The sequence below is a fragment of the Vibrio sp. SCSIO 43155 genome, assembly GCF_023716605.1.
In the GTDB taxonomy this organism is placed as follows: domain Bacteria; phylum Pseudomonadota; class Gammaproteobacteria; order Enterobacterales; family Vibrionaceae; genus Vibrio; species Vibrio harveyi.
Genome location: NZ_CP071852.1, coordinates 269,668 through 287,357, shown reverse-complemented (window position 1 = coordinate 287,357; position 17,690 = coordinate 269,668). Strand labels below are relative to the sequence as shown.

Genomic DNA, 17,690 nt, shown 5'->3' with positions numbered 1-17,690 from the left:
CTTCTAACTAGTATCGATTAATCTTCAGCGATTGATGCAGGTGGCCAGTTTTCTAGGCGCATGCCCAGAGACAGACCACGTGACGCAAGTACGTCTTTAATCTCAGTAAGAGATTTTTTACCAAGGTTAGGCGTTTTAAGTAGCTCAACCTCAGTACGTTGTACTAGATCACCGATGTAGTGAATCGCTTCTGCTTTCAGACAGTTAGCAGAGCGAACTGTTAGTTCAAGATCGTCTACAGGACGCAGTAGGATCGGATCGAATTCTGGCTTCTCTTCCTTCTCCTCAGGTACACGTACATCACGAAGATCTACGAACGCATCCAATTGTTCAGCTAGGATAGTAGCTGCACGACGGATTGCTTCCTCAGGTTCTAGAGTACCGTTTGTTTCCATATCGATAACAAGCTTGTCTAGGTCAGTGCGCTGTTCTACACGAGCTGCTTCTACAGCGTAGGCAATTTTGTCTACTGGGCTGTAAGTAGCATCTACTAGTAGGCGACCGATTGGACGCTCGTCTTCTTCGTTATGGATACGCGCAGAAGCTGGAACATAACCACGACCACGTTCAACTTTGATACGCATTGCGATCTCAGCGTTGTCATCCGTTAGGTGACAAATAACGTGTTCAGGGTTAGCGATCTCTACATCACCGTCATGGGTGATGTCACCTGCAACCACAGGGCCCGAGCCTGATTTGTTCAAAGTAATGAACACTTCATCTTTGCCTTCAGCTACGCGCACTGCCAAACCTTTAAGGTTTAGAAGGATTTCAAGAATATCTTCTTGTACACCTTCTTTAGTGCTGTACTCATGAAGTACGCCTTCGATTTCTACTTCTGTCACTGCACAACCAGGCATAGAAGATAGAAGAATGCGGCGAAGTGCATTACCTAGAGTATGACCAAAGCCACGCTCTAATGGCTCAAGAGTTACTTTTGCGTGAGTCGAGCTGATTTGTTCGATGTCAACTAGACGTGGCTTAAGAAATTCTGTTACAGAACCCTGCATTGTGTCCTCTCTTTAGTTTAAACCTTACTTAGAGTAAAGCTCGACGATCAATTGTTCGTTGATGTCAGCTGATAGATCAGAACGCTCAGGCATACGCTTGAATGTACCTTCCATCTTGCCACCATCTACTTCAATCCAAGTTGGTTTTTCACGTTGTTCAGCAACTTCTAGAGCTGCTTTGATACGAGCTTGCTGTTTAGCTTTCTCGCGGATAGAAACAACGTCATTAGCCGCTACTTTGAAAGAAGGAACGTTTACAACTTTACCGTTAACTAGGATAGCTTTGTGGCTAACTAGCTGACGTGCTTCTGCGCGAGTTGCGCCAAAGCCCATGCGGTAAACTACGTTATCAAGACGACCTTCAAGAAGCTGAAGTAGGTTTTCACCTGTGTTGCCTTTAAGACGCGCAGCTTCTTTGTAGTAGTTACGGAATTGTTTTTCTAGAACGCCGTACATACGACGAACTTTTTGCTTCTCACGAAGCTGAACGCCATACTCAGATAGACGACCGCGACGAGCGCCGTGTACACCTGGTGCGTTATCAATTTTACACTTGGTATCGATCGCGCGAACACCAGACTTAAGGAATAAGTCAGTGCCTTCACGACGGCTAAGCTTCAGCTTAGGACCCAAATATCTTGCCATGATCTTTCTCCAGTAATCTAAAAAACGTTATACGCGACGTTTCTTAGGTGGACGACAACCGTTATGAGGGATTGGTGTAGCATCAACGATGTTTGTGATGCGGAAACCAGCAGCGTTCAGAGCGCGAACAGTAGATTCACGACCTGGACCAGGACCCTTAACCATAACTTCCAAGTTCTTTAGACCGTATTCTTTAGCCATTTCAGCACAACGCTCAGCAGCAACCTGTGCAGCGAACGGAGTAGACTTACGAGAACCACGGAAACCAGAACCACCTGCAGTAGCCCAAGCTAGAGCGTTACCTTGACGGTCAGTAATGGTTACGATTGTGTTATTGAAAGAAGCATGGATGTGCGCAACGCCATCTGCAACTTGCTTGCGTACGCGCTTACGAGCGCGAGTTGGTTGTTTAGCCATTGTACTCTACCTTCCCGATTATTTCTTGATCGGCTTACGCGGACCCTTACGGGTGCGAGCGTTGGTTTTAGTACGCTGTCCACGTAGTGGTAGACTGCGACGATGACGAAGACCACGGTAACAGCCAAGGTCCATAAGACGCTTGATGTTCATAGATACTTCACGACGTAGATCACCTTCTACAGTGTACTTAGCTACACCATCACGCAGTTGATCGATCTGCTCTTCAGTTAGTTCACTGATCTTAACATCTTCAGCAATACCCACTTCAGCTAGGATAGCTTGAGAGCGAGTTTTACCGATGCCGTAGATCGCCGTTAGAGCGATTACAGCGTGTTTCTGATCAGGAATGTTAATGCCTGCTATACGGGCCATTATTCACTCCTAAGTGTTTCTATAAAAGAATTAGCCGCAGCAAAGCCCGTTATGGATACGCTGCGGAGTACTACTTCTTTTGCACGCAAAAGGTAGGCCGAGGAATATACTCGACCTAACCTTCATTTTCAAGTAAAAATTTCTGCTAATTAGCCTTGGCGCTGTTTGTGCTTTGGCTCACTGCAAATCACGCGAACAACACCGTTGCGCTTGATTACTTTACAGTTACGGCAGATTTTTTTAACGGAAGCACGAACTTTCATTGCTAAACTCCGTAATTGAAACTGAGTCTACCGTCGAATTAACGACCGTAGCCTTTCAGATTCGCTTTCTTCAACACAGAATCATACTGTTGAGACATCAGATGAGTCTGTACCTGTGCCATAAAGTCCATGATAACAACTACTACGATAAGTAGTGATGTACCGCCGAAGTAGAAACGTACGTTCCACGCGACCATCATGAACTCGGGAATCAGACAGATAAAGGTAATGTACAGTGCACCCGCTAGGGTTAAACGTGTCATCACTTTATCAATGTACTTAGCTGTCTGCTCACCTGGGCGGATACCGGGTACGAATGCACCGGACTTCTTCAAGTTATCTGCTGTTTCACGCGGGTTGAATACCAACGCCGTGTAGAAGAAACAGAAGAAAATAATCGCTGCTGCATAAAGCATTACATACAGCGGTTGACCTGGGCTAAGAGCCAAAGACACGTCAGTTAACCAACCGAACGCGCTGCTCTCACCGTTCTGACCAAACCACTGAGCCAGTGTTCCTGGGAACAGGATAATACTTGATGCAAAAATCGCTGGAATAACACCCGCCATATTAATTTTAAGTGGCAAGTGCGAGCTTTGCGCAGCAAATACTTTACGACCTTGTTGACGCTTAGCGTAGTTAACGACGATTCGGCGTTGACCACGTTCCATGAAAACAACGAAGTAAATTACTGCAAAAGCTAATACCGCGATTAGCAACAGAAGAAGTACATGCAATTCACCTTGACGCGCTTGCTCGATTGTTTGACCGATTGCAGAAGGCAATCCAGCAACAATACCTGCAAAAATCAGAATGGAAATACCATTACCGATTCCTCGCTCTGTAATTTGTTCACCTAACCACATTAGGAACATGGTACCAGTTACTAAACTTACGGTAGCAATTAGCGTAAACATGGTTTGGTTCATAACAACCAGATTATCGACCATGTTTGGTAAGCCTGTTGCAATACCAATAGCTTGGAATGTTGCAAGTACAAGCGTGCCGTAGCGTGTATATTGGCTGATCTTACGACGGCCTGCTTCACCCTCTTTTTTGAGTTCCGCTAACGCTGGATGAACTACAGTTAGCAATTGGACAACAATAGAAGCCGAAATATACGGCATGATGCCCAACGCTAATATAGATGCACGCTCAAGAGCACCACCGGAGAACATGTTAAACATTTCAACGATGGTACCTTTTTGCTGTTCGAACAAATCGGCAAGTACAGCAGCGTCAATACCAGGAATCGGCACAAAAGAGCCGGCTCGGAATACTAAAAGTGCACCAATTACGAATAACAAGCGCGACTTTAGTTCACTTAAGCCGCTCTGAGCACTACGAAAATCTTGTCCTGGTTTCTTAGCCATCTGTACCTCGTTCCTCGAGATTATTCCTCGATTTTACCGCCTGCAGCTTCGATTGCAGCTTTAGCGCCTTTAGTCACACGTAGACCTTTAACAGTCACTGCTTTGTTAATCTCACCAGAAAGAACAACTTTTACAAATTCGATGTTCTTAGTGATGATGTTAGCAGCTTTAAGGCTGTTTAGATCAACCACGTCACCAGAAACTTTCGCTAGCTCAGCTAGACGAACTTCAGCAGACACTAGGCTCTTACGAGAAGTGAAACCGAATTTTGGTAGACGTTGTTTCAGAGGCATTTGACCGCCTTCGAAACCTGGACGAACTTTACCGCCAGAACGTGATTTTTGACCTTTGTGACCACGGCCACCAGTTTTACCTAGGCCAGAACCGATACCACGACCTACACGCTTAGGAGCGTGCTTAGAGCCAGCAGCCGGTGCAAGAGTATTCAAACGCATTCTGATTACTCCTCAACTTTAACCATGTAGAAAACCTTGTTGATCATACCGCGTACACACGGAGTATCTTCAAGTTCTACTGTATGGTTGATTTTACGAAGACCTAGACCACGCAAAGTAGCTTTGTGCTTTGGTAGGCGGCCAATTGAGCTTTTAGTTTGAGTTACTTTAATAGTTGCCATGGTGTTCTTACTCCGAAATAGCTTCAACAGTTAGACCACGTTTAGCAGCAACCATTTCTGGCGACTTCATGCTACCTAGTGCATCGATCGTTGCACGAACGATGTTGATAGGGTTCGTAGAACCGTATGCTTTAGATAGTACGTTGTGTACGCCAGCAACTTCTAGTACTGCACGCATCGCACCACCTGCGATAACACCAGTACCTTCTGCAGCAGGCTGCATGTAAACTTTAGAGCCCGAATGGCGACCTTTCACTGGGTGGTGAAGAGTGCCTTCGTTTAGCGCGATAGTAGTCATGTTACGACGCGCTTTTTCCATTGCTTTTTGAATCGCTGCAGGTACTTCACGAGCTTTGCCGTAACCGAAACCTACACGACCGTTACCGTCACCAACTACTGTTAGTGCAGTGAAGCTCATGATTCGACCGCCTTTAACCGTTTTAGAAACACGGTTAACTGCGATTAGCTTTTCTTGCAAATCATTCGCTTGAACTTGTTGTTCTTTAGCCATCTTCCAACCCTACCTTAGAATTTCAGACCAGCTTCGCGAGCAGATTCTGCTAGCGCCGCTACTCGACCGTGGTATTGGAAACCAGAACGATCAAATGCAACTGCAGTTACGCCTTTTTCAAGAGCGCGCTCAGCAACAGCTTTACCTACTGCTTTAGCTGCATCAACGTTACCAGTGTATTTCACTTGCTCACGGATCGCTTTTTCTACAGTAGAAGCTGCTGCGATAACCTCAGAGCCATTAGCCGCGATAACCTGTGCGTACACGTGACGAGGAGTACGGTGTACAACTAGGCGAGTCGCACCCAGTTCTGCAATCTTACGACGTGCACGTGTAGCACGACGGATGCGAGATGCTTTCTTATCCATAGTGTTACCTTACTTCTTCTTAGCTTCTTTAGTACGCACATTTTCATCTGCGTAACGAACACCTTTACCTTTGTAAGGCTCAGGTTGACGGTAAGAACGAATGTCAGCCGCAACTTGACCAACTAGTTGCTTATCACAACCAGTGATGATGATTTCAGTTTGGCTTGGACATTCAGCTTTAATACCCGCTGGCAACTCGTGCTCAACTGGGTGAGAGAAGCCTAGTGTTAGACCTACAGCGTTGCCTTTGATAGCAGCACGGTAACCAACACCTTTAAGAGTTAGCTTCTTAGTAAAGCCTTCAGTAACACCAACAACCATGTTGTTAACTAGAGCGCGAGCTGTACCAGCTTGTGCCCATGCGTTAGCAACACCTTCTTTAGGACCGAAAGTTAGGTTGTTTTCTTCCTGAGCGATTACTACAGCGTTGTTAAGAACGCGAGATAGTTCGCCCTTAGCACCTTTTACAGTGATTTCTTGGCCGTTTAGTTTCACCTCTACGCCAGCTGGAATAGCGACAGGTGCTTTAGCAACACGAGACATATTCTACTCCTATTAAGCTACGTAGCAGATGATTTCACCACCAAGACCTGCTTTACGTGCAGCGCGGTCTGACATAAGACCCTTGGAAGTAGAAACGATAGCAATACCAAGACCACCCATTACAGAAGGAAGTTGATCTTTCTTCTTGTAAACACGTAGACCTGGACGAGAAACACGTTTAAGTTGCTCGATTACTGGTTTAGCTTGGAAGTACTTAAGAGTAACTTCTAGCTCAGGTTTTGCTTCGCCTTCAACAGCGAAGTCAACGATGTAACCTTCAGCTTTTAGTAGTGCAGCGATTGCAACTTTAAGCTTTGAAGAAGGCATTTTAACAGCAACTTTGTTTGCTGCCTGACCGTTACGAACACGGGTCAGCATATCCGAAATCGGATCTTGCATGCTCATATGATTTACTCCAAATGATTAAGTGGCAATTACCAGCTAGCCTTACGAAGACCCGGAATCTCGCCTTTCATGCAAGCTTCACGAACCTTAATACGGCTTAGACCGAACTTACGTAGGTAACCGTGTGGACGACCAGTTTGGTTACAACGGTTGCGCTGACGTGATGCACTTGAATCACGTGGAAGAGATTGCAGTGTAAGAACCGCATTCCAACGATCTTCTTCAGATGCGTTTACATCGCTGATGATAGCTTTTAGCGCTGCACGCTTTTCAGCGAACTTAGCTACTAGCTTCGCACGTTTTGCTTCACGTGCTTTCATTGAATTTTTAGCCATAACAGTAACCCTTCACCTTACTTACGGAATGGGAAGTTAAAGGCAGCCAGCAGAGCACGGCCTTCCTCATCAGTACCAGCAGACGTCGTAATAGTGATGTCTAGACCGCGTACTCGATCAACTTTATCAAAGTCGATTTCCGGGAAGATGATTTGCTCGCGAACGCCCATGCTGTAGTTACCGCGACCGTCAAAAGACTTAGCGCTAACACCACGGAAGTCACGTACTCGTGGAAGAGCGATCGAAATTAGACGCTCAAGAAAATCCCACATACGTTCGCCACGCAAGGTTACTTTACAACCGATAGGGTAGCCTTCACGGATTTTGAAACCTGCAACAGATTTACGAGCTTTAGTGATAAGTGGCTTTTGACCAGAGATCGTTGCCATATCAGCAGCTGCGTTTTCTAGCAGTTTCTTATCGTTGATTGCTTCACCAACACCCATGTTTAGGGTGATTTTCTCGATTCTAGGGACTTGCATGACGCTTGTGTAGCTAAACTGTTTGGTCAGTTCAGCGACTACAGACGACTTGTAGTAATCATGCAGTTTCGCCATAGTAGAACTCCAAATTACTTCTATTAGTTAGAAACGATTTCGTTGTTAGACTTAAAGAAACGAACTTTCTTACCATCTTCAAAACGGAAACCGATACGGTCAGCTTTACCAGTAGCTGCGTTAAAGATCGCCACGTTAGAAACGTCGATTGCTGCTTCTTGCTCTACGATACCGCCTTGGATACCTAGTGCAGGAACAGGTTTCTGGTGTTTCTTAACAAGGTTGATACCTTCAACGATAACTTTACCAGTTGCTAGGACCTTAGTTACTTTACCTTTCTTGCCTTTGTCTTTACCAGCAAGAACGATTACTTCGTCATTACGACGGATTTTAGCTGCCATTTCTACGTGCTCCTTACAGAACTTCTGGAGCCAGTGAAACGATCTTCATGAACTTATCGCCACGAAGTTCGCGTGTCACAGGACCAAAGATACGTGTACCGATTGGTTGCTCAGTGTTGTCGTTCAACAATACACAAGCATTTCGGTCGAAGCGAATGACAGAACCGTCAGGACGACGTACGCCTTTACGGGTGCGCACTACCACCGCCTTCAGAACGTCACCTTTTTTAACTTTACCGCGAGGAATTGCTTCCTTAACAGTAACTTTGATAACGTCACCGATATGTGCATAACGGCGGTGAGAGCCACCCAGAACCTTAATACACATTACGCTGCGTGCGCCTGAGTTATCAGCTGCGTCCAGCATACTTTGCATTTGGATCATGTTAGTGCTCCGCTAAATAATAAAAAAACTAGACCCTCTCGGGTCGGGCTGCCTCTTTAAAAGGGACGCGAATTGTACCACCCTTTTTTGTGATTGGGTAGTCAAAAAATAAACGGCTCCAAAAATAATTTTTGGAGCCGTTTGTCAATCATAGATTGGGGAAGATTACATCTTCGCCTTTTCTACAACTTTAACCAAAGTCCAAGACTTAGTCTTAGACAGTGGACGACACTCTGCGATTTCAACTTTGTCGCCTAGGCCACATTCGTTGTTCTCGTCGTGTGCGTGTACTTTAGTCGTGCGCTTTACGAATTTACCGTAAATTGGGTGTTTAACCATGCGCTCGATAGCAACTACGATAGACTTGTCCATCTTGTCGCTAACAACACGACCTTGTTGAGTACGTTTTACTTCGCTCATTATGCGCCTGCCTTCTCAGTCAAAACAGTTTTCACACGTGCGATATCACGGCGTACAGCTTTCAGAGTATGAGTTTGCTGTAGCTGACCAGTTGCAGCTTGCATGCGCAAGTTGAACTGTTCACGTAGCAAATTCAATAGCTCAGCGTTAAGCTCTTCAACGCTTTTCTCGCGTAGATCTTGTGCTTTCATCACATCACCTGCTTAGTTACAAATGTAGTTTTGAATGGCAGTTTACGAGCCGCTAGGCGGAACGCTTCACGAGCCAATTCTTCAGGTACACCACCCATTTCGTACATAACCTTACCAGGTTGGATTTGGGCTACCCAGTACTCAACGTTACCTTTACCCTTACCTTGACGAACTTCAAGTGGTTTTTCTGTGATTGGTTTGTCTGGGAACACACGGATCCAGATTTTACCTTGACGCTTAACGTGACGTGTCATTGCACGACGTGCCGCTTCAATTTGACGAGCAGTTAGACGACCACGGCCAACAGCTTTAAGACCGAATTCGCCGAAGCTTACATCAGTACCTTTAGCTAGACCACGGTTACGACCTGTCTGAACCTTACGGAACTTAGTACGTTTAGGTTGTAGCATCTGTCGACTCCTTACTTACGGCCTTTACGCTGCTTCTTAGGCTTGTCGCCTTTAGGCTCTACAGCGTTAGCTGCTGGCATACCACCTAGGATCTCACCTTTGAAGATCCAAGTTTTAATGCCGATCACACCGTATTGAGTGTGAGCCGAAGAAGTTGCGTAATCAATGTCTGCACGTAGAGTGTGTAGAGGTACACGACCTTCACGGTACCACTCAGAACGTGCGATTTCAGCGCCGCCTAGACGACCGCTTACTTCTACTTTGATGCCTTTAGCACCTAGACGCATTGCGTTTTGTACCGCGCGCTTCATAGCACGACGGAACATAACACGACGCTCTAGTTGAGACGCGATGCTGTCACCAACAAGTTGTGCATCAAGTTCAGGCTTACGTACTTCAGCGATGTTAATTTGCGCTGGTACACCTGCAATTTTTGCTACAGCTGCGCGTAGTTTCTCAACGTCTTCACCTTTCTTACCGATTACAACGCCTGGACGAGCAGTGTGAATAGTCACACGGATGCTCTTAGCAGGACGCTCGATAACGATGCGTGAAAGAGACGCTTTTTGTAGTTCCTTAGTTAGGAACTGACGTACCTTGAAGTCGCCGTCTAGGTTGTCAGCGAAATCTTTGGTGTTAGCAAACCATGTAGCATTCCAAGGCTTAACGATGCCAAGACGAATACCATTAGGATGTACTTTTTGACCCATTGCTTACTCTCCTAGTCTCTAGCGATCTGCTACAACAACAGTGATGTGGCTTGAACGCTTCAAGATACGATCCGCACGACCTTTAGCACGAGGCATAATACGCTTCATGGTTGGGCCTTCATCTACAAAGATTTTTGCGACATTCAGATCGTCAATATCTGCACCTTCGTTGTGCTCCGCGTTAGCGATAGCAGACTCTAGAACTTTCTTAACTAGAGCAGCAGCTTTTTTGTTGCTGAACGTTAGAATTTCTAGAGCTTGGTCAACAGATTTACCACGAATTAGATCCGCAACTAAGCGAGCTTTCTGAGGCGAAATGCGAGCAAAGTTATGTTTAGCAATAGCTTCCATTATTTACTCCTTAACGCTTCTTAGCTTTCTTATCCGCAGCGTGACCGCGGTAAGTACGTGTTGGTGCGAATTCACCTAGTTTGTGACCGATCATTTCTTCGGTTACGAAAACAGGTACGTGCTGACGACCATTATGGACAGCGATGGTCAAACCGATCATCGATGGGATGATCATTGAACGACGGGACCAAGTCTTAAGTGGCTTTTTGTCTCCGCTTTCCACCGCTTTCTCTACCTTCTTCAGCAAGTGTAGGTCAATAAATGGACCTTTCTTGAGAGAACGTGGCATGGCGATTCCTCTTTATATAGATTACTTGTTACGACGACGTACGATGTACTTGTCAGTGCGTTTGTTCTTACGAGTCTTGAAGCCTTTAGTTGGCATACCCCAAGGAGATACTGGATGACGGCCACCAGAAGTACGACCTTCACCACCACCGTGTGGGTGATCAACCGGGTTCATTACTACACCACGTACGGTTGGACGTACGCCGCGCCAGCGTGAAGCACCAGCTTTACCAAGTTCACGTAGCATGTGCTCAGAGTTACCAACTTCACCGATTGTTGCACGGCCTTCAGAAAGAACTTTGCGCATTTCGCCAGAACGTAGACGGATAGTTACGTACGCACCGTCGCGAGCAACGATTTGAGCGTAAGCACCAGCCGAACGAGCTAGCTGACCACCTTTACCAGGTTTTAGTTCAACGTTGTGTACAGTTGAACCTACTGGGATGTTACGCATTGGTAGAGTGTTACCAGCTTTAATCGGTGCATCAACACCAGATTGGATAACATCACCAGCTTGAACACCTTTAGGTGCTAGGATGTAGCGACGCTCACCGTCTTTGTAAAGAACTAGAGCAATGTTTGCGCTACGGTTTGGATCGTATTCTAGACGCTCAACTGTCGCTGGGATACCGTCTTTAGTACGTTTGAAGTCAACTACACGGTAGTGGTGCTTGTGACCACCGCCGATGTGACGTACTGTGATACGACCGTTGTTGTTACGACCACCGTTCTTAGAGTTTTTCTCTAGAAGTGGTGCGTATGGCTTGCCCTTGTGTAGGTCAGCGTTAACAACTTTAACAACGTGACGACGACCAGGGGAAGTCGGCTTACATTTAACAATAGCCATTCTTAACTACTCCTGTTATTCCGCGCCGCCAACAAAGTCAAGATCTTGACCTTCTTTCAAAGTAACGTACGCTTTCTTAACGTCGCTGCGGCGACCTTGGCGTAGACCTTGACGTTTGGTCTTACCCTTAGTGATAAGAGTATTTACAGACTTAACTTCAACTTCAAAAAGCTTTTCTACAGCTGCTTTGATCTCTTTTTTAGTTGCATCTTTAGCTACTTTGAAAACGATAGTGTTCGCTTTCTCAGCTGCCATAGTTGCTTTTTCAGAGATGTGCGGAGCACGTAGAACTTTTAGGATACGCTCTTCAGTGATCATGCTAGCATCTCCTCAACTTGCTTAACTGCTTCAGCAGTCATTACAACTTTGTCGAACGCGATTAGTGAAACTGGGTCGATACCAGCAACGTCACGTGCGTCAACTTTGTATAGGTTACGAGCAGCTAGGAATAGATTCTCATCTACTTCGCTAGTCACGATTAGAGCGTCAGTTAGCTCAAGCTCTTTAAGCTTAGCAACTAGCTCTTTAGTCTTTGGCGCTTCAACTGAGAAGTTATCAACAACGATTAGACGCTCTTGACGAACTAGCTCAGAAAGAATGCTCTTCATAGCACCGCGGTACATTTTTTTGTTTACTTTTTGGCTGTGATCTTGTGGTTTCGCAGCAAAAGTAACACCACCTGTACGCCAGATTGGGCTACGGATTGTACCAGCACGCGCACGGCCAGTACCTTTTTGACGCCATGGCTTAGCGCCACCGCCAGAAACTTCTGAACGTGTTTTTTGAGCACGTGTACCTTGACGAGCACCTGCTGCAAACGCAACAACTACTTGGTGTACAAGAGCTTCGTTAAACTCACGTCCGAAAGTAGTTTCGGAAACAGTTAGTGCATCAGCACCTTTAACCATTAGTTCCATTACTTACTCCTGAGACGTTATGCTTTAACAGCTGGTTTAACGATCACGTTGCCACCTGTTGAGCCTGGTACTGCACCTTTGATAAGAAGCAGATTGCGCTCAGCGTCAACACGTACGATCTCTAGGTTTTGAGTCGTTACACGCTCAGCACCCATGTGACCTGCCATTTTCTTGCCTTTAAATACGCGACCTGGAGTTTGACATTGGCCAATTGAACCCGGTGCACGGTGAGACAATGAGTTACCGTGAGTCATATCTTGAGTACGGAAGTTCCAACGCTTAACAGCGCCTTGGAAACCTTTACCCTTAGATGTACCAGTAACGTCTACTTTCTTAGTTTCGTTGAATAGTTCAACTGTTAGCTCAGCGCCAACTGCGAACTCTTCACCGTTTTCCAAACGGAATTCCCAAAGACCACGACCAGCTTCAACGCCAGCTTTAGCAAAGTGACCTGCTTCAGCTTTGTTTACGCGGTTAGCTTTCTTAGAACCAGCAGTTACCTGGATTGCAGCGTAGCCATCTGTCTCAAGAGTTTTAACTTGAGAAACACGGTTTGCTTCAACTTCAACAACTGTTACTGGGATAGAAACGCCGTCTTCAGTAAATACGCGGGTCATGCCCACTTTACGACCGATTAGACCAATCATTCTTCTAATCTCCCTTAACCTAGGCTAATTTGAACGTCAACGCCCGCAGCAAGGTCTAGACGCATTAGAGCATCAACAGTTTTGTCTGTTGGCTCAACGATGTCGATTAGACGCTTGTGAGTACGGATTTCGTACTGGTCACGTGCTTTCTTGTTAACGTGTGGAGAGATAAGAACTGTGAAACGCTCTTTACGAGTTGGTAGTGGGATTGGACCACGAACCTGTGCGCCAGTGCGCTTAGCTGTTTCAACGATTTCCGCTGTAGAAGCGTCGATTAGTTTGTAATCGAATGCTTTTAGGCGGATACGGATACGTTGGTTCTGCATGAGACAGAGCTCCAATATTAAAAATTACACAAACAATATCGCCACTCAGACTCGTAAAGACGAGAGAATGCCGATTGATTTATGTGAAACCGTAGCATCCAAGATTAGGACGCATTGTCAGTTAATTTTCGATTAACTACCCCTACATACCAGAGTCACCTCTGGGGATAGTTTTTCCGAAGAAAAGATAGCTAATTGTATTAACCGCGAACATAAGCTGAGTCTACATTACCTCGTAAATCCGAAGATTTACTCGCTCCTCATTGCTCATTGGTTCACAACTGGCTTAACCAGTGCGCTGCATTATACAGATCACACTTTAGGATGCAATAGCCGAGTGAAAAATAATCGAACAAATTTTAGCCGCTCGATTCTCCCCTACTTTTGCGCTAGCCAATAAACAAAAAGGACGCCGAAGCGTCCTTTTTTAAACTGTAATCGTAATAGCGTCTGCTATTATTTCTTACCGCTTGATAGTGCACCGAAACGCTTGTTGAAGCGATCAACACGGCCGCCTGTATCAACGATACGTTGCTTACCTGTGTAGAATGGGTGACACTTGTCACATACGTCTAGGTGGATAGATTCCTTCGCTAGAGTAGATTTGAACTCGAAAGAGTTGCCGCAAGAACAAGTAGCAGTGATTGCTTTGTATTCTGGGTGGATACCAGCTTTCATGGGATAACCTCAATTGTAGGCCGTGTCGCTATACGAGTCTAAGCCGCACACCACACGTAATTAATAATAAAAAGTGCGATACCGCATCGACCAATCGCCGAAGCCATATCTCAAGGCGCAGTATAGTAATGAATCACTAAGTTAGGATCAACACATTTGGCAATTTTTTCGCCACTTTTTTCACCAGTACTTTAGTACTGAGAGGAATCTACCCTCATTAAATACCGATCACTCGAATTTCTTAGTGCGTTTTAATAGACTATAGCCCTCTTCCCTCTTTTATATAGTAAAGATTCTATGCGTCCATCCATAGCCAGAGTGGCACTGCCAGTCCCTCTCGACAAACAGTTTGATTATGCCATTCCCGGGCATCTGTTTCCGATCATTGGTGGGCGAGTTTCTGTACCTTTTGGGCGTCAAACTTTAGTTGGAATTGTCACCGCGATGGTTAATCACTCTGACTTTCCTAAAGAGCAACTTAAGCCACTTAAAGCTGTATTAGACACCCAACCCGTTTGGTCAGAGAAGCTCTATTCTTTGCTTACTTGGTGTAGTCAGTTTTATCAGTATCCTCTTGGCGATACCTTACACAATGCTATGCCTGCCGCCCTAAGAAAAGGCAAACCTGCTGACTTCTCAACCTTATACGAGTGGCAAATTACCACTTCAGGCAAAGATAAACTTATGCAGGGGCTTGGTCGCGCGGTTAAACAGCAGCGTGCTCTGCAGATGTTGATTGACGGTCCCATTCCACATCAAGAGTTTAGTGATCAAGAAATACCATCTTCAGTGCTCAAGTCTTTAGAGGAAAAAGGCTGGATTGAACGTATTGAAAAGAAACCAGAGATCACCAAGTGGGGAGAGCAAGTTGAGCGTGAAGTTGAGAAGCCCAAGCTTAACCATGAACAAGCTCTGGCAATCGCCAGTGTTAATAGCCAAACCGGATTTGCCTGCTATTTATTAGAGGGCGTTACCGGTTCGGGGAAAACCGAAGTCTACTTAAACCTGATCAAGCCAGTGCTTGAGAAAGGCAAACAAGCGTTGGTTTTAGTGCCGGAGATCGGCTTAACACCGCAAACCATCAATCGCTTTAAGCATCGCTTCAATGTTCCTGTGGACGTGATTCATTCTGGTTTGAATGATACTGAGCGACTCAATGCTTGGCTTTCAGCGCGAGACAAAGCAGCTGGCATCATCATCGGAACACGCTCTGCTCTGCTTACCCCTTTTGCTGACCTTGGCATTATTATTGTCGATGAGGAGCATGACTCTTCATACAAACAGCAAGACAGCCTGCGCTACCACGCTCGCGATGTCGCTGTAATGCGAGCACATAAAGAACAAGTACCCATCGTACTTGGTTCTGCGACACCTGCTTTAGAAACACTGCACAACGCACTTTCTGGTAAATATCACCACTTAACGCTGACCCAACGAGCAGGCTCTGCGGTACCAACAACGAATAAAGTACTGGATGTTAAAGGGCTTTACCTAGACAGTGGCTTATCTGCCCCTCTGATCGCTGAAATGCGTAAGCACCTCGATTCTGGCAACCAAGTCATGCTGTTCCTAAACCGCCGTGGTTTTTCTCCTGCGTTGATGTGTCATGAGTGTGGCTGGACAGCAGAGTGTAAGCGCTGTGATGCCTACTATACCTTTCACCAGTACAGCAATGAGATCCGATGCCACCATTGCGGGTCTCAACAACCCGTGATTCATCAATGCCAAGGTTGTGGCTCCACTCAACTAGTAACCGTTGGAGTTGGGACAGAGCAACTGGAGCTGCAACTTGCCAAGCTCTTTCCTGAATACAAAGCGATTCGTATTGATAGAGACAGTACTCGACGTAAAGGCAGCTTGGAAGATGCTCTCGAGTCGATTCGTAAAGGCGAATATCAAATCCTGATCGGTACGCAAATGCTGGCGAAAGGTCACCACTTCCCGAACGTGACGCTCGTGGCGCTGCTGGACGTGGACGGCTCTCTATATAGTAGTGACTTTCGGGCTTCGGAAAGGCTGGCGCAATTGTTCATTCAAGTTGCGGGGCGTGCTGGTCGTGCAAGCAAACCTGGCGAAGTGATTTTACAGACTCACCACCCTGAGCACAGCTTGCTTCAGTCTCTATTACAGAAAGACTATCGTGACTTTGCCATGACAGCACTAGAGGAACGTAAGTTGGCTCAGCTTCCACCTTACAGCTTCTTAACCCTATTTAAAGCGGAAGCTAACCAAAGCGAGTTGGTCGAAGACTTTTTGCGTCAGGTTCGCTTCACTCTTGAGTCACACCCATTATTTGATGGTTCCTGCATGGTTTTGGGGCCGACTCCATCACCATTAGCTAAGCGTGCCGGGAAATATCGTTGGCAGTTGTTACTGCAAACTCAGCATCGCTCATTGATGCAAAAGTTATTAACCAGTGCAAAACCTGCTATTGAGTTGTTGCCAAATGCCAAGAAAGTTCGCTGGAATTTAGACATAGAACCACAGGATCTCAGCTAGCAAACGTTTAACTATGTAATGAATTACCTTCTAATGTGAGTCAAATCACATTAGGATTGCAATTTTTGTTAAACAGACCGTAACTTTCCCTTTAGAAATGAATAGACTATTCAAATTAGTAAAGTCTAAAGTGGATCAGTCACATAGGCTTCAATTAGAACAATGACTCACGTCATCTTGGCGAATATTTTAAGAGGGTAAAAACTATGGCGACAATGAAGGATGTTGCCCAGCTTGCAGGGGTATCTACTGCTACGGTATCGCGAGCATTAATGAATCCAGAAAAAGTCTCTTCATCAACAAGAAAGAGAGTGGAAGATGCCGTACTTGAAGCTGGTTATTCACCGAATTCATTAGCTCGTAATTTACGTAGAAATGAATCAAAGACCATTGTCACTATCGTACCGGACATATGCGATCCGTATTTCTCTGAAATCATTCGCGGTATCGAAGATGCAGCAATGGAACACGGTTACCTAGTTCTTCTTGGCGATAGCGGTCAGCAGAAAAAGCGCGAAAGCTCATTCGTAAACTTAGTATTCACCAAGCAAGCTGATGGCATGTTACTACTGGGTACCGACTTACCATTCGATGTCAGCAAGCCAGAGCAGAAAAACCTACCACCAATGGTCATGGCGTGCGAATTCGCTCCTGAGCTGGAACTACCAACGGTGCATATCGATAACTTGACCTCTGCATTTGAAGCCGTGAACTACCTGACGCAACTTGGTCACAAGCGTATTGCTCAGATCTCCGGTCCAGATACTGCGGTGCTGTGCCAGTTCCGCCAACAAGGTTACCAACAAGCACTTCGCCGTGCTGGTATTAGTAAAGAAGAGCAATACAGCATTGTGGCTGACTTCTCTTTCGAAGGTGGCGTTCAAGCCGTACGCAAACTTCTCGAATTGCCTGAACCACCAACCGCTCTATTCTGTCACTGCGACACCATGGCGATTGGTGCTATCCAAGAAGCGAAACGTCTTGGTCTGCGTATTCCGCAGGATTTATCGGTTGTCGGCTTTGATGATATTCAATTCGCGCAATACTGCGATCCACCGTTAACCACCATCTCTCAACCACGTTATGAGATTGGTCGCCAAGCAATGTTAATGATGCTAGAGCTACTGAAAGGTCACGACGTGCACTCAGGCTCTCGCTTACTTGAAACTAAATTAGTTGTGCGTGGTAGTGCAGCGCCACCACCTTTGCGCTAATCAGTAAGCGAATCTACAACATAAATA

29 protein-coding genes and 1 pseudogene are annotated in these 17,690 nt (G+C 45.8%); 2 read left to right on the top strand and 28 right to left on the bottom strand.

Annotated features, from left to right (window positions below; genetic code table 11):
* Nucleotides 1-17 precede the first annotated feature (17 nt).
* The 28 genes from J4N44_RS01380 to rpmE form a co-directional block, all read right to left on the bottom strand.
* Entirely contained in the window at nucleotides 18-1,010 is a 993-nt protein-coding gene (locus J4N44_RS01380) for a DNA-directed RNA polymerase subunit alpha (RefSeq protein WP_005383143.1), read from the bottom strand.
* Nucleotides 1,011-1,034: 24 nt separating this feature from the next.
* Nucleotides 1,035-1,655, bottom strand: coding sequence for a 30S ribosomal protein S4 (gene rpsD / locus J4N44_RS01375; protein WP_005383146.1), 621 nt, complete (start codon nucleotides 1,653-1,655; stop codon nucleotides 1,035-1,037).
* A gap of 27 nt (nucleotides 1,656-1,682) precedes the next feature.
* The gene (gene rpsK, locus J4N44_RS01370) at nucleotides 1,683-2,072 is read right to left on the bottom strand and encodes a 30S ribosomal protein S11 (RefSeq protein ID WP_001118870.1); all 390 of its coding nucleotides are present in this window, start codon (nucleotides 2,070-2,072) and stop codon (nucleotides 1,683-1,685) included.
* Between the two features lie 18 nt (nucleotides 2,073-2,090).
* The gene (rpsM, locus tag J4N44_RS01365) at nucleotides 2,091-2,447 is read right to left on the bottom strand and encodes a 30S ribosomal protein S13 (RefSeq protein ID WP_005450559.1); all 357 of its coding nucleotides are present in this window, start codon (nucleotides 2,445-2,447) and stop codon (nucleotides 2,091-2,093) included.
* A gap of 149 nt (nucleotides 2,448-2,596) precedes the next feature.
* Complete coding sequence (rpmJ, locus tag J4N44_RS01360) at nucleotides 2,597-2,710, bottom strand: 50S ribosomal protein L36 (RefSeq protein WP_000868186.1); 114 nt, start codon at nucleotides 2,708-2,710, stop codon at nucleotides 2,597-2,599.
* Between the two features lie 38 nt (nucleotides 2,711-2,748).
* Nucleotides 2,749-4,083: a preprotein translocase subunit SecY gene (gene secY / locus J4N44_RS01355; protein WP_005435093.1), complete on the bottom strand. Its 1,335-nt coding sequence runs from the start codon at nucleotides 4,081-4,083 to the stop codon at nucleotides 2,749-2,751.
* Between the two features lie 20 nt (nucleotides 4,084-4,103).
* Nucleotides 4,104-4,538, bottom strand: a complete 435-nt coding sequence (rplO, locus tag J4N44_RS01350; protein WP_005450562.1) for a 50S ribosomal protein L15 — start codon at nucleotides 4,536-4,538, stop codon at nucleotides 4,104-4,106.
* Nucleotides 4,539-4,543: 5 nt separating this feature from the next.
* Entirely contained in the window at nucleotides 4,544-4,720 is a 177-nt protein-coding gene (gene rpmD, locus J4N44_RS01345) for a 50S ribosomal protein L30 (RefSeq protein WP_005450564.1), read from the bottom strand.
* A gap of 7 nt (nucleotides 4,721-4,727) precedes the next feature.
* A complete protein-coding gene (gene rpsE, locus J4N44_RS01340) occupies nucleotides 4,728-5,231 on the bottom strand; it encodes a 30S ribosomal protein S5 (protein WP_005435090.1) in 504 nt (167 codons plus the stop codon).
* 14 nt (nucleotides 5,232-5,245) lie between these two features.
* Complete coding sequence (gene rplR, locus J4N44_RS01335; RefSeq protein WP_005435088.1) at nucleotides 5,246-5,599, bottom strand: 50S ribosomal protein L18; 354 nt, start codon at nucleotides 5,597-5,599, stop codon at nucleotides 5,246-5,248.
* Between the two features lie 9 nt (nucleotides 5,600-5,608).
* Nucleotides 5,609-6,142, bottom strand: coding sequence for a 50S ribosomal protein L6 (gene rplF, locus J4N44_RS01330; RefSeq protein ID WP_005450565.1), 534 nt, complete (start codon nucleotides 6,140-6,142; stop codon nucleotides 5,609-5,611).
* A gap of 12 nt (nucleotides 6,143-6,154) precedes the next feature.
* Nucleotides 6,155-6,547: a 30S ribosomal protein S8 gene (rpsH, locus tag J4N44_RS01325; protein WP_005450567.1), complete on the bottom strand. Its 393-nt coding sequence runs from the start codon at nucleotides 6,545-6,547 to the stop codon at nucleotides 6,155-6,157.
* Between the two features lie 29 nt (nucleotides 6,548-6,576).
* The gene (rpsN, locus tag J4N44_RS01320) at nucleotides 6,577-6,882 is read right to left on the bottom strand and encodes a 30S ribosomal protein S14 (protein WP_004410442.1); all 306 of its coding nucleotides are present in this window, start codon (nucleotides 6,880-6,882) and stop codon (nucleotides 6,577-6,579) included.
* A gap of 17 nt (nucleotides 6,883-6,899) precedes the next feature.
* Nucleotides 6,900-7,439 (bottom strand): 50S ribosomal protein L5, encoded by a 540-nt coding sequence (gene rplE / locus J4N44_RS01315; RefSeq protein ID WP_005450569.1) that lies wholly within the window; start codon nucleotides 7,437-7,439, stop codon nucleotides 6,900-6,902.
* 23 nt (nucleotides 7,440-7,462) lie between these two features.
* Nucleotides 7,463-7,780 carry a 50S ribosomal protein L24 gene (rplX, locus tag J4N44_RS01310; protein ID WP_005435084.1) on the bottom strand — a complete coding sequence of 106 codons (318 nt, stop codon included), beginning with the start codon at nucleotides 7,778-7,780 and terminating at the stop codon, nucleotides 7,463-7,465.
* A 13-nt stretch (nucleotides 7,781-7,793) separates the two neighbouring features.
* Complete coding sequence (gene rplN / locus J4N44_RS01305) at nucleotides 7,794-8,165, bottom strand: 50S ribosomal protein L14 (protein WP_004410450.1); 372 nt, start codon at nucleotides 8,163-8,165, stop codon at nucleotides 7,794-7,796.
* Nucleotides 8,166-8,330: 165 nt separating this feature from the next.
* Entirely contained in the window at nucleotides 8,331-8,585 is a 255-nt protein-coding gene (gene rpsQ / locus J4N44_RS01300) for a 30S ribosomal protein S17 (RefSeq protein WP_005450571.1), read from the bottom strand.
* Nucleotides 8,585-8,776 carry a 50S ribosomal protein L29 gene (gene rpmC / locus J4N44_RS01295; RefSeq protein WP_004410456.1) on the bottom strand — a complete coding sequence of 64 codons (192 nt, stop codon included), beginning with the start codon at nucleotides 8,774-8,776 and terminating at the stop codon, nucleotides 8,585-8,587. The genes rpsQ and rpmC overlap by 1 nt, the downstream gene beginning before the upstream one ends.
* A complete protein-coding gene (rplP, locus tag J4N44_RS01290) occupies nucleotides 8,776-9,186 on the bottom strand; it encodes a 50S ribosomal protein L16 (RefSeq protein WP_005379577.1) in 411 nt (136 codons plus the stop codon). Before rplP ends, rpmC begins: the two co-directional genes overlap by 1 nt.
* A gap of 11 nt (nucleotides 9,187-9,197) precedes the next feature.
* Complete coding sequence (rpsC, locus tag J4N44_RS01285; RefSeq protein ID WP_005435080.1) at nucleotides 9,198-9,896, bottom strand: 30S ribosomal protein S3; 699 nt, start codon at nucleotides 9,894-9,896, stop codon at nucleotides 9,198-9,200.
* 18 nt (nucleotides 9,897-9,914) lie between these two features.
* Nucleotides 9,915-10,247, bottom strand: coding sequence for a 50S ribosomal protein L22 (gene rplV, locus J4N44_RS01280; RefSeq protein ID WP_005383164.1), 333 nt, complete (start codon nucleotides 10,245-10,247; stop codon nucleotides 9,915-9,917).
* A gap of 10 nt (nucleotides 10,248-10,257) precedes the next feature.
* Nucleotides 10,258-10,536 (bottom strand): 30S ribosomal protein S19, encoded by a 279-nt coding sequence (rpsS, locus tag J4N44_RS01275; RefSeq protein WP_005431614.1) that lies wholly within the window; start codon nucleotides 10,534-10,536, stop codon nucleotides 10,258-10,260.
* Between the two features lie 21 nt (nucleotides 10,537-10,557).
* On the bottom strand, nucleotides 10,558-11,382 hold the full coding sequence (gene rplB / locus J4N44_RS01270) for a 50S ribosomal protein L2 (RefSeq protein WP_005450574.1): 825 nt from the start codon (nucleotides 11,380-11,382) through the stop codon (nucleotides 10,558-10,560).
* Nucleotides 11,383-11,397: 15 nt separating this feature from the next.
* A complete protein-coding gene (gene rplW / locus J4N44_RS01265; RefSeq protein WP_004398471.1) occupies nucleotides 11,398-11,700 on the bottom strand; it encodes a 50S ribosomal protein L23 in 303 nt (100 codons plus the stop codon).
* Nucleotides 11,697-12,299 (bottom strand): 50S ribosomal protein L4, encoded by a 603-nt coding sequence (gene rplD, locus J4N44_RS01260; RefSeq protein WP_005435074.1) that lies wholly within the window; start codon nucleotides 12,297-12,299, stop codon nucleotides 11,697-11,699. The genes rplW and rplD overlap by 4 nt, the downstream gene beginning before the upstream one ends.
* A gap of 17 nt (nucleotides 12,300-12,316) precedes the next feature.
* Nucleotides 12,317-12,946, bottom strand: a complete 630-nt coding sequence (gene rplC, locus J4N44_RS01255) for a 50S ribosomal protein L3 (RefSeq protein WP_005435072.1) — start codon at nucleotides 12,944-12,946, stop codon at nucleotides 12,317-12,319.
* Nucleotides 12,947-12,960: 14 nt separating this feature from the next.
* The gene (gene rpsJ / locus J4N44_RS01250; protein WP_004410492.1) at nucleotides 12,961-13,272 is read right to left on the bottom strand and encodes a 30S ribosomal protein S10; all 312 of its coding nucleotides are present in this window, start codon (nucleotides 13,270-13,272) and stop codon (nucleotides 12,961-12,963) included.
* Between the two features lie 456 nt (nucleotides 13,273-13,728).
* On the bottom strand, nucleotides 13,729-13,950 hold the full coding sequence (gene rpmE, locus J4N44_RS01245; protein ID WP_005450576.1) for a 50S ribosomal protein L31: 222 nt from the start codon (nucleotides 13,948-13,950) through the stop codon (nucleotides 13,729-13,731).
* A gap of 297 nt (nucleotides 13,951-14,247) precedes the next feature.
* On the opposite strand from rpmE, the gene priA reads away from it, so the two are divergent.
* Nucleotides 14,248-16,449 carry a primosomal protein N' gene (priA, locus tag J4N44_RS01240; RefSeq protein ID WP_252044779.1) on the top strand — a complete coding sequence of 734 codons (2,202 nt, stop codon included), beginning with the start codon at nucleotides 14,248-14,250 and terminating at the stop codon, nucleotides 16,447-16,449.
* A 203-nt stretch (nucleotides 16,450-16,652) separates the two neighbouring features.
* Nucleotides 16,653-17,663 (top strand): annotated as a pseudogene (gene cytR, locus J4N44_RS01235) (DNA-binding transcriptional regulator CytR); the annotation flags it as partial.
* Between the last annotated feature and the right edge of the window lie 27 nt (nucleotides 17,664-17,690).